Below are 12921 nucleotides of genomic sequence, written 5' to 3' on the forward strand. Positions count from 1 at the left end.
TAATGTTGACAACACTCATGACTGGACCGGTTGCTGCGTTCGAGGAAGCCATCGATTATGCTGCAACTCTGGAATGCAGAACAGTTTCCGTCTGCAGGGTGGACGGACCTTGCAAAAACAAATCACGCGAACTTAGGTTACTGCTGGTCGTATTTAACGGCGAGCAAGCCGTCTATTTAGGACACGCACCAAAAGACGATGGTTACTATACAAGGGTCGAACTTCTTGACGATGGTTTTCACGGAAAACCAGACTACGACTTTTCGACTTCATTGCCGAATGACCATGCCGTGGATTTTCGAGGCGGCAATGAAGATTCCATAGAAAGCGGCGTGTTGCACCTAGCCTACGTTCCGCGCGGTTACGAGTGGATTGAAAGATACTTTACAAATTCAAGCCTCTCCGAATTTCTCGTAGAGTTTCAGGGGTGTGAAAGCAAATAATGGACTTCCTCAACGCCCTTGTGGCGCTCTCCAACTTCGTCCTTGTTCCCGCAATCGCCTATGGCAGCCAGTTGGCGCTGGGCGCGCTGGGGGTGACGCTGATCTATGGCATCCTGCGGTTTTCGAATTTTGCACATGGCGACACGATGGCCTTTGGCGCGATGATCGCTGTGCTGGTCACGTGGGGCCTACAAGCCGCCGGGGTCAGTTTCGGGCCGTTGCCGACCGCTCTGCTCGCCCTGCCCTTTGCCATTCTGGGCTGTATCGTTCTGGTGCTGATCACCGACCGGCTGGTCTACAGGTTCTACCGAGACCAAAAGGCAAAACCGGTCATTCTGGTGATCGTGTCAATGGGCGTGATGTTCATCATGAACGGCCTCGTGCGGTTCATCATCGGGCCGGATGACCAGCGCTTTTCGGACGGTGCGCGGTTCATCGTCTCGGCTCGGGATTTCAAGGCGATGACCGGGCTGCGTGAGGGGCTGGCGATCAAGACCTCTCAGGGCATTACCGTGATCGTGGCGGTTGCCGCGGTGGTGCTGTTGTTCTGGTTTCTGAACAAGACGCGCACCGGCAAATCCATGCGCGCCTATTCGGATAACGAGGATCTGGCCCTGCTGTCCGGCATCAATCCCGAGCGCGTGGTGATGATCACATGGATCATCGTCGCAGCACTCGCAACCACGGCGGGCGTGCTGTACGGGCTGGACAAAAGCTTCAAACCCTTCGTCTATTTCCAGCTTCTGCTGCCGATCTTCGCCTCGGCCATCGTGGGGGGCTTGGGCAATCCATTGGGCGCCATCGCAGGTGGATTCATCATCGCGTTTTCCGAGGTTACCATCACCTACGCCTGGAAAAAGGTGCTGACATATCTGGCACCCGAAAGCCTTGAGCCCTCGGGCCTCGTCCAGTTCCTGTCCACCGATTACAAATTCGCCGTCAGCTTTGTGATCCTGCTGATCGTGCTGCTGTTCAAGCCCACGGGCCTGTTCAAGGGGAAAGTGATATGAGCGAGCCCGTCAGAAATACGCTGCTTTTCGTCGTCGTCGGCGGGCTGATCCTGCTGACCGGTTTCACGCAAAGCTGGAACGCCGCGATCCTGATCCTGAACATGGGGCTGATCTCGGCCATCATGTCAATCGGGGTGAACCTGCAATGGGGCTTTGCCGGGCTGTTCAACGTCGGCGTCATGGGCTTTGTCGCGCTTGGCGGGCTGGCGGTTGTGCTGGTCTCGACCCCGCCAACGCCCGGTGCGTGGTCGGCGGGCGGCTATGGCGTCGTGTTGGCCCTGCTGCTGGGCGCGGCGACGGTTGTGGCAGCGGTCATGGTGGCGCAGAAGATGCCCAAAGGGCGTGTGCAGACGCTGGCAATCATCGGCATTCTCGTCGTCGGGTTTTTCGTCTACCGCGCGATCTTTGATCCCAGCATCGCCGCGATCGAGGAAATCGATCCCGCCATCGCAGGCAATATCGGCGGTCTGAACCTGCCGGTTCTGCTGGCGTGGCCTGCCGGAGGGTTACTGGCCGCCGGTGCTGCATGGCTGATCGGCAAGACCGCGCTGGGTCTGCGTTCGGACTATCTGGCGATTGCCACGCTGGGCATTGCCGAGATCATCATTGCGATCATGAAGAACGAAGACTGGCTGGCCCGGGGCGTCAAGAATGTCTACGGCATCCCACGCCCCTCGCCCGTTGTGGGGTATGAGGTCGAGCTGCAGCAAGACCCATCCTTCCTCGCCCGTGCTGAGTGGTTCGGAATCGATCCGGTCACGGCCTCGACGCTGTCGGTCAAGCTGGGCTATTCGCTGCTGTTCCTGATCGTGCTGCTTCTGTTGCTGTGGATGGCGCAGATGGCACTCAAAAGCCCGTGGGGCCGCATGATGCGGGCCATTCGTGACAATGAGGTCGCGGCCGAGGCGATGGGCAAAGATGTCACCCGCCGGCATTTGCAAATCTTCGTTCTGGGCTCGGCCGTTTGCGGTATTGCCGGTGCGATGATGACGACGTTGGACGGCCAGTTGACGCCGGGCACGTATAACCCGCTGCGCTTTACCTTCCTGGTCTGGGTGATGGTGATCGTCGGCGGGTCGGGTAACAACTTCGGCGCCGTTCTTGGGGCGTTCCTGATCTGGTTCCTGTGGGTGCAGGTCGAACCCATTGGCCTTTGGATGATGAACCTGATCACCGCCGGAATGCCCGATGGCAGTGCGCTCAAGGCACATCTGGTCGAAAGCGCAGCCCATATGCGGTTGTTTACCATGGGGCTGATCCTGCTGATTGTCCTTAGATTCAGCCCAAGAGGGTTAATTCCCGAAAAATAGGCTAAAATCCTCCCAAATTCAGGAACCGCGCCTGAAAGAGGGCGCGGTTTCTTGATTCAGAAGGGATTTTTGAATAAACGGGTGCACCGCTCTGTAGTTTTGGTGCGGTCTGTCCGGCGCTCGCTCACACGAAACTGGCCGATCCGTAACGATCATGAACGCTCACTGATAAGAGTAGATGTTAACGCAATGAAAAAACCACTCCTCCTCCCGATCCTTCTGCCGGTCGTCGCGGCCCTCACGGCCTGCGTGCCCTCGCCCGAGGACCTTGAAACCGCGCCGGTTCAGGTGCCGAACGCCAAGGGTGTTGTCACCTGTCAGCTTTATCGCCAAGACCGCGTGATTTGGGACCGGGCGATTGATTATCCCGCAACCAAGATGTCCGTCGCCGAGGCGGATGCCGTTTGCCAGGAAGAGGGTCGGCGTCGCCTGAACCGGTGATGCACGCTTGTCGGGTGCCTTCTTCGGCGCTTACCGATTACGGAACAGCCCACCCAGAATACCGCGCACGATCCTGCGTCCGGTCGTGCCTTTCAGTTCTTTAATCACGGCCTCTCCCACCGCCGAAGCGAACGTGTCTTTCCTGCGCACACGCCGGGAGGAGGACCGCCCGACCCGGCTGCCGGAATACCTGCGGGCCGAGGCGTACTCGCGCTCCATCGGTGTTTGCAGGTCCAACACCTCTTCGGCCTCGGCGGCCTCAGCTTCCTTTGCGGCGGCCTCGGCGCGGGCCTGCAGGATTTCGAAGGCCGACTTTCGATCAACCGGTTTGTCATATTTTTCAGCCATCGGGGACGCCTGCAAAATGGCTTTCCGTTCGGATTTAGAAATCGGCCCCAACTGAGACCCCGGCGGTCGAATCAAAGTGCGTTCAACCACGCCCGGCACGCCTTTCTTCTGCAGCATCGACGTGACCGCCTCACCCACTCCGACCTCACGAATGGCGGTTTCGGTGTCGAACGCGGGGTTCTCGCGATAGGTTTCCGCCGCAAGACGCAGGTTCTTCCGGTCGCGGGCCGTGAAGGCGCGTAGCGCATGTTGGACGCGGTTGCCCAACTGGCCCAGAATGTCCTCGGGGATGTCTGCCGGGTTCTGGGTGACAAAATACACGCCAACCCCTTTTGACCGGATCAAACGCGCGACCTGTTCGACCTTGTCGACCAGCACCTTGGGCGCGTCGTCAAACAGCAGATGCGCCTCGTCAAAGAAGAACACCAGCTTGGGTTTGTCGGGGTCGCCGACCTCGGGCAGTTCCTCGAACAACTCGCTCAGCAGCCACAGAAGGAACGTCGCATAGAGGCGCGGCGACCCCATCAGCTTGTCCGAGGCAAGGATGTTCACCATCCCCTGCCCGTTTTCATCCCTGCGCATCAGATCGGCCAGATCGAGCGCTGGTTCGCCAAACAGTTTTGTCCCGCCCTGATTTTCCAGCACCAGCAAACGTCGCTGAATCGCACCGATCGACGCGGTCGAGACGTTGCCGTACCTCAAGGACAATTGCGCCCGGTTCTCGCCAATCCAGACCAGCAAGGCCTGCAGATCTTTGAGGTCCAGCAGCGGCATCCCCTCTTCATCGGCCACACGAAAGGCAATGTTCAGAATACCTTCCTGCGCCTCGCTGAGCTCCATCAGACGGGAGAGAAGCAAGGGCCCCATCTCGGTCACCGTGGTGCGCACCGGATGTCCCTGTTCGCCGAACAGGTCCCAGAACGTGACCGGGCAGGCTGCGTAGGCGAAATCGGCAAAGCCGATACGCGTGGCCCGGTCCTGAAACGCCTGATGCAGCTTGTGGGTTTCGCTGCCCGGCAAGGCCAGGCCCGACAGATCACCCTTGATGTCAGACAGAAAGACCGGAACGCCAGCAGCGGAAAAGCCCTCGGCAAGGATCTGCAGCGTGACCGTTTTGCCTGTCCCCGTTGCCCCCGCGATCAAACCGTGGCGATTGGCGTATTTCAGCGCAAGACCCTGCGGCTCAGCATAGTCCTGACCCGCGCCACCTACAAAAACCTTATCGCTCATATGTCCGCCTTAATGTCCACCGATCCGGCACCAGCATACAAACTTAACCATTGACTGCCATAGTCCAATCGCTGCCTTCGCGGTGCAAGTCGTGGGGGCAGACTTCCTCCCTGTCGACTGGCCGTGCCTTCGGGCACGGCCTTTTTGCCCAACTCTTATGCAAACCTGATGGTGTCATTAAAATTTCAGGTTTGCAGTTGACCCCCGTGCGCCCCTTCCGTAGGGTTTGCGCATAACTAAGTCGGCCAGTCCGACGGGGAGAACCAATTTGAAAGGGAGCTGCTCCACCAGCTCCCTTTTTTCGTGGCCGGGCAAAGCGGTTTGGCAAGAATCCGTTCACTTTCAGAATCGCATATCGCTTAGTGACTGACAGCGGGCCGGAAGGGTGTTAGAGGAAACAAAAAGCTCAATCACCATACCCGAGGCAAGCATGATCAAGAAAATCCTCTCTTTCAATATTGTGGCGGCGGCCCTTATCGGCGGCGCTGTCAGCGCGCAAGAGGCGGCAACGTCCGATGAGACCCCGGCGGCGGAAAACGGCAGCCAGCTCGATCTGGGCGAAACCGGCCCGCGTCTGGGCGAGCAATATGTGAAAGAAGAGACCGGCGACTGGCAAATCTCATGCATCAAGACCGAGGCCGATGCGGACCCTTGCGCGATGCGGCAGTTGCTGAATGGCCAGCAAGGGCAGCCCATCGCGGAAATCACGATCCAGAAACTGCCCGAGGGTAACGCCGCCGTTGCCGGTGCAACCGTCATTGTTCCGCTGGAAACGCTGCTGCAGGCCCAACTGGCGCTGTCGATCGATGGTGCGCCGCGCAAGCTGTACGATTATCACCACTGCAACCCGGTGGGCTGCCTGGTTCAGATGGGGTTCACCCAAGGTGACGTGGATGCGATGAAAGCCGGAAGCACAGCCGTGATTTCACTGGTGCCGGTCGTTGCGCCCAATCAGGTGCTTGAGATGGATGTCTCGCTGTCTGGCTTCACCGCCGGGTTCGACGGCCTTTCCGTCAACACAAACTAAGAAACTGATGGCAATTTCGCCGCCACGATCCTGTGGCGGCGGACACGTTTAGATCTTTTTCAGTGCCAGAACCGCGTTCAGCCCGCCAAAAGCAAAGGCGTTGCTTAGCGCCACATCCACCTTGGCCTCGCGCGCTTCGTTTGGCACCACATCCAGCGCACATTCTGGATCGGGTTCTTCATAGCCAATCGTCGGCGCAATCACCCCGTCGCGCAGCGCCATGATGCAGGCCAGCAGTTCCACCGCGCCGGTGCCCCCGATCAGGTGGCCATGCATGGATTTCGTGGATGAGATCATCAGATCATCCGCATGCGGCCCGAACACATCCGCCACCGCCGCGCATTCCGTCTTGTCATTAGCGGCAGTACCGGTTCCGTGCGCGTTGATATAACCCACATCGCCCGCGTTTAGCTTCGCATCCGCCAACGCGCCCGACATCGCGCGCGATGCGCCTTGCTTGCTTGGCATCACGATGTCCGAAGCGTCCGACGACATCGCAAACCCCACAAGCTCGCACAGTATCTCAGCGCCGCGCGCGCGTGCGTGTTCGTATTCCTCGAACACAAAAATCCCGGCCCCTTCGCCCTGCACCATACCGTTGCGGTTGGCGCTGAAGGGGCGGCAGGCGTCCTTGGACATCACGCGCAGCCCTTCCCACGCCTTGACCCCGCCGAAGCACAGCATCGACTCGGACCCGCCAGTGATCATGGCCGGCGCCGCGCCGCTGCGGACCATCTGAAACGCCTGCGCCATCGCGTGGTTGGACGAGGCGCAAGCGGTCGAAACCGTGAAACTCGGGCCCTTGAGGTTGTGTTCCATCGACACATGGCTGGCGGCGGCGTTGTTCATCAGCTTGGGAACAACGAAGGGGTGAACCCGGTTTTTACCATCTTCGTAGACCGAGCGGTAATTGTCGTCCCATGTCGACACACCGCCACCGGCAGTGCCCAGCACCACACCGGACCGGGCGGCCAGTTCGCCGTGGAATTCGATGCCCGACTGTTCAATCGCTTCTTTCGCCGCAGTCAGGGTGAACTGGGTGAACCGGTCATACAGCGACATTTGCTGGCGGTTGAACCGCCCCTCGGCCTCGAACCCGCGCACCTGACCGCCGATCTTGATCGCCAGCCGGTCAACGTCACGAAACTCGAGTTCCGAGATACCGCAACGGCCTTCGCGCATCGCTTCAAGGGTGTCGGGGACCGAGTGGCCCAACGAGTTGATGGTGCCAGCACCGGTAATGACAACGCGTTTCATAGTCGTCTGTCAGACCTTTTCCGACACAAGCTTTTCGATCCCGGCAATGATCGCGGCGACGTTCGAGATGTCGAAATCGTTGGCTTCGGGTTCGTTGGCGTTGAACGGGACCGAGATGTCGAACTCTTCCTCAATGGCGAAAATGCTTTCGACCAGACCAAGGCTGTCGATGCCCAGATCCTCCAAGGTGCTTTCGGGCGTCACATCAGATGGCTCCAGCACGGCCTGCTCTGCAATGATCGCGATGACGCGGTCGCTGATGCTCATATCGATCCCCTGATTATCAATCTGAGGATGATTTAATCGCTCGGGGACTGTTTGAAAACAGCCTTTTTCAGTGCCTCAACGTCGCGGGCCATGCGCGGCAGGCGGCGCTGGGCTTTATACACATCTGTATGGGTTTCCATCTTGATGCCCGGATAGCCCATAATCACCCGCCCCGCCGGGACGTTAGACAGAATCTTGGTGCCACCGCCCGAGATCACGCCGTCACCGATGAAGATGTTATCGACCACGCCGGTCTGCCCGCCCAGAACCACGTTGTTACCGATCTCGACCGAACCGGATACGCCGGTCTGCCCGCACAGCAGGCAATCCCACCCGACCCGCGTGTTGTGGCCGACGTGGACGAGGTTATCCAGTTTCGAGCCATCACCGATGCGCGTATTGCGGATCGTGCCATTGTCGACGGTGCAGTTCGATCCGACCTCGACATCGTCACCGATCTCGACCGCGCCCAGCGAGTGGATGCGCAGCCAGCTTTGGGCCTTGGCATCGCCCTGATCGCCCAACGTCTTGCGTGCGTTTTCGGCCCCCGAGACTTCCGGCGTTACATAGCTGAAACCGTCGCCACCAATCCGCGCGCCTGGCTGTGCGATGAAGCGGTCGCCGATCTGCGCCCGTGCGCCAATGCTGACCATCTCGCGCAGCACCGCCTGTTCACCTAAAACCGAATCCATACCGACCACGCAATGCGCTCCAATAACCGCGCCCGCGCCAATCCGGGCCCGCGCGCCGATCACGGCCAGCGGCCCGATTGAGGCATCAGCACCAATCTCAGCAGTAGGATCAATCACAGCCGAAGGGTGAATGCCCGGTTCAACCCCCTGCCCCCGATCCAGCATCGCGGTGATCCCGGCCATCGCCATCCGCGGACGCCCGACAAAAATCGCCGCGCGCAAACCCAGCGCCTGCCAATCCGCACCCTCCCACAGGACGGCCGCGCGTGCATTGCTGTCCAAGAGCGCCTCGGCATATTTGGGGGACATCGCCATTGCCAGATCGGTTGGCCCGGCATCGGCGGGCTCAGCCGCCCGCATGATGGTCAGGCCGGTGTCGCCCTGACACTCGGCCCCCAGACTGTCGGCGATTTGCTGAACGGTAAACTGCATGGCGGGCTTCCTTTTGGCAGGATTTGCCCTGTGCTTAACCCTGAACGTCCGGCAGGGCCACCCCCGCCTTTTGCAGAGCATCCCAAATCTTGCGATCCCGGTCGTAGACGTCCCGGCGATACTGGATTTCGCCTTTCGGGCCAATATAGGCCGTGCGGTAAATCAGATGCACCGGCACCTTCTTGTCCAGCTTAACCGTGGTCTCTTTCCCGGTGTTCAGCACACGGTGAAAAAACGCCTTGGGATTCTCCTCCTGCTTCGCCAGCAGCGCATACGCAAATCCAAACGGGTCCGAGAGGCGGATGCAACCATGCGAGAACGCCCGCACCTCGCGCGCAAACAGACTTTTCTGTGGCGTATCATGCAGATAGATGTTGTACTTGTTGGGGAACATGAACTTCACCAGACCCAGCGCGTTGCTCTTGCTCGGTGGCTGGCGCATGGCAAACGGGAAGTTGCTGCGGGTGAACTGGGTAAAGTCCACCGCGCCACGATCCACCTGACGGCCGCTGCGGTCGGTGATCTGGATATGGCCGACCGCGTTGGGGTCCGACTGCAATTGCGGCAGATATTCCTTGGTGATGATCGAGCGTGGCACGTACCAGCTTGGATTGATCACCATATGCTCCATCTCGTCCGAGAATTCGGGGCTACGGCGGTCATGCACGTTCTTGCCGATCACGGCGCGGGTTTCGAACGTCACCAGACCGTCATCAACAATCTTGGCCGAGAAATCGGCCTGATTGACAAGGATGTGCCGCTCGCCACGTTCACGAGGCAACCAGCGTTCCCGTTCCAACGCGACATAAACGGCCTTGAGCCGGTCCGAGACCGAGCGGTTGAGTTCCGTGATCGTTCCCTGCCCCGCCACGCCGTCAGGTTCCAACCCATGCGCGGTTTGAAAGGCGCGCACGGCGGCCAGAAGAGTGTCATCGAAGGACGGGCTGGCGGTAGGCTTCAGATATCCCATCGTCACCAGACGATTACGCAGTTTGATCACGTTGGGACCGGTGTCGCCATATTCCAGCTTGGAAACCGGAACAGTCAAACCCCAGCCGCCCTGGTTGATCAACGCTTCCAGTGCCATTTTCTGTTTCATCAGCGCGCGGTACTGGCGCGTCTGCGGGGCCAGCGCCTGAAAATAGCCAGCCCCCTGAGCATTCAGCCCCTGCAAATGATCCGCCGCACTACGCCGCTTGACCGTCCGCACCAGACCATCGTCAACTTGCGCCGGGCGCAGCGTGCCAGAGTAAACATCATCCGCATAGGTCACAAAAACCTGGCTCAGTTCAGCCTCGATCGCGCCCATATCCCGGACCGAGCGCGCCTGCTCCATCCGCTCGATCAGCGCCTTCACATCATAGCGCGCAGCGGGCAGACCATGCATGTGAACGTCGGACAGCGCCTTGATCAGGGCCGCGCGCCGTTGCGCATGTTCCTGCGTATCACCCACCCAGATCGGCGAGAATCCGTTCGTCCGGTAGAACTCGCCAATCCCCGATGACGCGGGCGTCGCCTCGGCAATGGCCATCTGAAAGGCCGTGCCCGGCCTGACATCGCCTGAGGTGTTGGCCACAGCAGCGGTCGCCACAAAAACTGAGGTGATCAAGATACTGGTACTGGTCCGAAAAACTGAGAACATGGGATGACCTTGGTTATTCAATATGTTGCGCATATGGGAGATACGCCGGATTAATATCGTTTTTCACTGGTATGATTGTCTATTCACAATCTCCTTACTCAAATGCTTCTTTCCGCGCATGATGCGCGTTTGCATCGAACGGGTTGCGCAAAAGACTCAGCTCCTCAAAAATGTGCAATTTTACGTCAGGTGCGCAAAAAACTGCCGAAAATTCCCCCTTGATAAGGTGCAAATGAAACACTTCTTGGCCGTAGAATCCGATTGTGCCATAAAACTGCCATCTGGGATGGGAAAAAATTAAGACAGCGCGCGTAACATCGTGCGCAGGCAGGAACAGTACGGGACGACAAGAAATGACCAAGAGCAGTGCATCGGGCTTGACCCGGCGTGCCCTATTGGGCGCATTTGCGGCCACGGCGGTTGCCGCAGCACCTACTTTTTCCAATGCAGCAGGTTTCCTTCGCGGCGGAGGCGATATCCGCCGGATTCGCATGTATTCCGGTCGCACGGGCGAACGGATCGACATGATCTATTGGGTAGATGGCAAATACATCAAGGATGCCGTCAAAGAGGTGAACCACTTCATGCGCGACTGGCGGACCGATCAGGTCAAGTCCATGGATCTGCGCACAATCGACATCATGGCAGCCTCGCACAATCTTCTGGATGTGAACGAGCCGTATATGCTGCTGTCGGGCTACCGCTCGCCCCAGACCAACGCGATGTTGCGGTCGAAATCCCGCCGCGTGGCGCGGAACTCGCTGCATATGCAGGGTCAGGCGGCTGACCTGCGTCTGGCATCCCGCTCGGTGTCCCAGATGGCCAAGGCGGCCATGTCCTGCCGCGCAGGTGGCGTGGGCCAGTACTACCGTTCGAATTTCGTGCACATGGATTGCGGCGTCATCCGCAGCTGGCGCGGATAGTTCGAGGCGACAAAAAGCAGATTTAAGTACTGATTTTCAACCGGTGTCCCGCCCCGGCTGTCTAGGGTCCTGCGTCGCCACCACCACCGCCGCCTATATCCGTACCAGACGCGGCGTCATTGACCGAACCCCCTTCATTTCGTTCTGCTTCAGGCCCGGTTTCGGGCTCAAATGCATCATCGCCGTCCGGTTCTGCGTCCTTTAGTTTTCCCAGGATCAAGGCGATCGCGCTGCCAATTGCAAGCCAGACTAAAAAGGTCCCAGCCGAGAAGCCGGAAACAAATATTGAGCCCACAAGCGCGATCGTAACCGCGATGAGCATTTTGCGCTTCTTTTCAGTAGTAAGTTGCACGTTCTTTCCTCCTCTAAGGGCGACGCCAACCAGTTCAGTATACTAGAAAATATGCGATCAAAGAACGTTGGATGATGACGGCCTACCATCCACATGCCAAAAGCCAACGCGATAGGATCACGAAATCACCGCCGTCAAAACAATAGAATGTAGGAGCAATGGCGCACCTGAGAGGATTCGAACCTCTGGCCTCTGCCTTCGGAGGGCAGCGCTCTATCCAGCTGAGCTACAGGTGCCTTGGCCGTTAGCTAACCCTGATCTGATCCGGGTGCAACTGGAAATCCGTCTGCAGCGCAAAGGTTTTGGCGGTTGTTTGACCCGGGTTCAGGCGAACAGATCATGGGCCAGTTCAAGCGCCTCGACCAGAGTGTCAACCTCATCGGTTGTGTTGTACAGGCCAAAGCTGGCGCGGCAGGTCGCCGTTACGCCAAGGTGGTCCATCAATGGTCCAGCGCAGTGGTGCCCCGCGCGAACGGCGACGCCCTTCTTGTCCAGAATGGTCGATACGTCATGCGCGTGCCCTGCCCCGTCCAGCGTGAAGCTGAAGATCGCCGCCTTGTCCGGCCTGGTACCCTGAACCTGCAGCCAGTTGAGCCCGGTCAGCCGCTGCATCGCGTAATCGCGCAGGTCAGCCTCATGCGCGGCGATGTTGTCCATGCCCAGACCCATCATGTAGTCCAGCGCGACGCCGAATCCGATGGTCTGAACGATGCCCGGAGTACCTGCTTCGAACTTCATTGGCGGGTCGTTGTAGATGATCTGATCCTTGCTGACCTCTTTGATCATGTCGCCGCCCCCGATAAAGGGGCGCATCTCGGCCATGCGCTCGGATTTGATGTAAATCGCGCCGGACCCTGAGGGGCCATACAGCTTGTGCCCGGTAATGGCATAGAAATCGCAGCCGATATCCTGCACGTTGACCGGCATGTGAACAGCACCCTGGCTGCCATCGACCAGAACCGGCACGCCTTTGGCATGCGCGCCCTCGGTGATCGCTTTGATGTCAACCACCGTGCCCAGCACGTTCGAGCACTGCGTCACGGCAACCAGCTTGGTTTTCGGACCGATCGCATCAATGACCGCCTGCGGATCCAGGCCTCCATCCGCGCCTACATCGACCCATTTCAGGACAACGCCCTGACGTTCGCGCAGGAAGTGCCAGGGAACGATGTTGGCGTGGTGTTCCATGACGCTCAGAACGATCTCATCCCCCGCCTCGAGCCGGGGCATCGCCCAGCCATAGGCGACCAGATTGATCCCCTCGGTTGTGCCGGAATTCAGGACGATCTCATCTTCGTCAGCGGCCCCAAGAAACCGCGCGATTGTGCCGCGCACGGCCTCATATTTTTCAGTCGCCAGGTTTGACAGGTAGTGCAAGCCACGATGGACGTTCGCGTATTCCTCGGCATAGGCGCGGGTCACCGCGTCGATCACGACCTGCGGTTTTTGCGCCGAAGCTCCGTTGTCCAGATAGGTCAGCGGTTTGCCGTTGACCTGCCGCGACAGGATCGGAAAATCGGAACGAATTTTCTGCACATCGTACATAG

13 protein-coding genes and 1 tRNA gene are annotated in these 12921 nt (G+C 59.0%); 6 read left to right on the forward strand and 8 right to left on the reverse strand.

Annotated features, from left to right (window positions below):
- Nucleotides 1–17 precede the first annotated feature (17 nt).
- From ACR0JN_RS15335 to ACR0JN_RS15350, 4 genes are all read left to right on the forward strand, one after another.
- Complete coding sequence (locus ACR0JN_RS15335) at nt 18–443, forward strand: hypothetical protein (RefSeq protein ID WP_480886832.1); 426 nt, start codon at nt 18–20, stop codon at nt 441–443.
- The gene (locus ACR0JN_RS15340; RefSeq protein WP_480886834.1) at nt 443–1453 is read left to right on the forward strand and encodes a branched-chain amino acid ABC transporter permease; all 1011 of its coding nucleotides are present in this window, start codon (nt 443–445) and stop codon (nt 1451–1453) included. The genes ACR0JN_RS15335 and ACR0JN_RS15340 overlap by 1 nt, the downstream gene beginning before the upstream one ends.
- On the forward strand, nt 1450–2763 hold the full coding sequence (locus ACR0JN_RS15345; protein ID WP_480886835.1) for a branched-chain amino acid ABC transporter permease: 1314 nt from the start codon (nt 1450–1452) through the stop codon (nt 2761–2763). Before ACR0JN_RS15340 ends, ACR0JN_RS15345 begins: the two co-directional genes overlap by 4 nt.
- A 189-nt stretch (nt 2764–2952) precedes the next feature.
- Entirely contained in the window at nt 2953–3204 is a 252-nt protein-coding gene (locus tag ACR0JN_RS15350) for a hypothetical protein (protein WP_480886837.1), read from the forward strand.
- Between the two features lie 30 nt (nt 3205–3234).
- On the opposite strand, the gene ACR0JN_RS15355 is transcribed toward ACR0JN_RS15350, so the two are convergent.
- Entirely contained in the window at nt 3235–4782 is a 1548-nt protein-coding gene (locus ACR0JN_RS15355; protein ID WP_480886839.1) for a helicase HerA-like domain-containing protein, read from the reverse strand.
- Between the two features lie 430 nt (nt 4783–5212).
- Between ACR0JN_RS15355 and ACR0JN_RS15360 the strand changes: the two genes are divergently transcribed.
- Nucleotides 5213–5809, forward strand: coding sequence for an invasion associated locus B family protein (locus tag ACR0JN_RS15360; RefSeq protein ID WP_480816840.1), 597 nt, complete (start codon nt 5213–5215; stop codon nt 5807–5809).
- Between the two features lie 48 nt (nt 5810–5857).
- On the opposite strand, the gene ACR0JN_RS15365 is transcribed toward ACR0JN_RS15360, so the two are convergent.
- From ACR0JN_RS15365 to ACR0JN_RS15380, 4 genes are read right to left on the reverse strand one after another with little or no spacing between them, the layout of a single operon-like run.
- The gene (locus ACR0JN_RS15365) at nt 5858–7066 is read right to left on the reverse strand and encodes a beta-ketoacyl-[acyl-carrier-protein] synthase family protein (protein WP_480816839.1); all 1209 of its coding nucleotides are present in this window, start codon (nt 7064–7066) and stop codon (nt 5858–5860) included.
- A gap of 9 nt (nt 7067–7075) precedes the next feature.
- Entirely contained in the window at nt 7076–7333 is a 258-nt protein-coding gene (locus ACR0JN_RS15370) for an acyl carrier protein (RefSeq protein WP_170748843.1), read from the reverse strand.
- A gap of 32 nt (nt 7334–7365) precedes the next feature.
- Complete coding sequence (gene lpxD / locus ACR0JN_RS15375) at nt 7366–8457, reverse strand: UDP-3-O-(3-hydroxymyristoyl)glucosamine N-acyltransferase (protein WP_480886841.1); 1092 nt, start codon at nt 8455–8457, stop codon at nt 7366–7368.
- A gap of 34 nt (nt 8458–8491) precedes the next feature.
- Complete coding sequence (locus ACR0JN_RS15380; protein WP_480886843.1) at nt 8492–10099, reverse strand: L,D-transpeptidase family protein; 1608 nt, start codon at nt 10097–10099, stop codon at nt 8492–8494.
- 353 nt (nt 10100–10452) lie between these two features.
- Between ACR0JN_RS15380 and mepK the strand changes: the two genes are divergently transcribed.
- The gene (mepK, locus tag ACR0JN_RS15385) at nt 10453–11022 is read left to right on the forward strand and encodes a peptidoglycan L,D-endopeptidase MepK (protein ID WP_480816836.1); all 570 of its coding nucleotides are present in this window, start codon (nt 10453–10455) and stop codon (nt 11020–11022) included.
- Between the two features lie 61 nt (nt 11023–11083).
- Here the strand turns inward: mepK and ACR0JN_RS15390 are convergent, their stop codons facing one another.
- The 3 genes from ACR0JN_RS15390 to ACR0JN_RS15400 form a co-directional block, all read right to left on the reverse strand.
- Nucleotides 11084–11374 carry a hypothetical protein gene (locus ACR0JN_RS15390; protein WP_480886845.1) on the reverse strand — a complete coding sequence of 97 codons (291 nt, stop codon included), beginning with the start codon at nt 11372–11374 and terminating at the stop codon, nt 11084–11086.
- Between the two features lie 159 nt (nt 11375–11533).
- Nucleotides 11534–11610 (reverse strand) — tRNA-Arg (locus tag ACR0JN_RS15395).
- An 88-nt stretch (nt 11611–11698) separates the two neighbouring features.
- Nucleotides 11699–12919 (reverse strand): cysteine desulfurase, encoded by a 1221-nt coding sequence (locus ACR0JN_RS15400; protein ID WP_480886848.1) that lies wholly within the window; start codon nt 12917–12919, stop codon nt 11699–11701.
- Nucleotides 12920–12921 lie beyond the last annotated feature (2 nt).

The organism is Ruegeria sp. G12 (genome assembly GCF_056533565.1).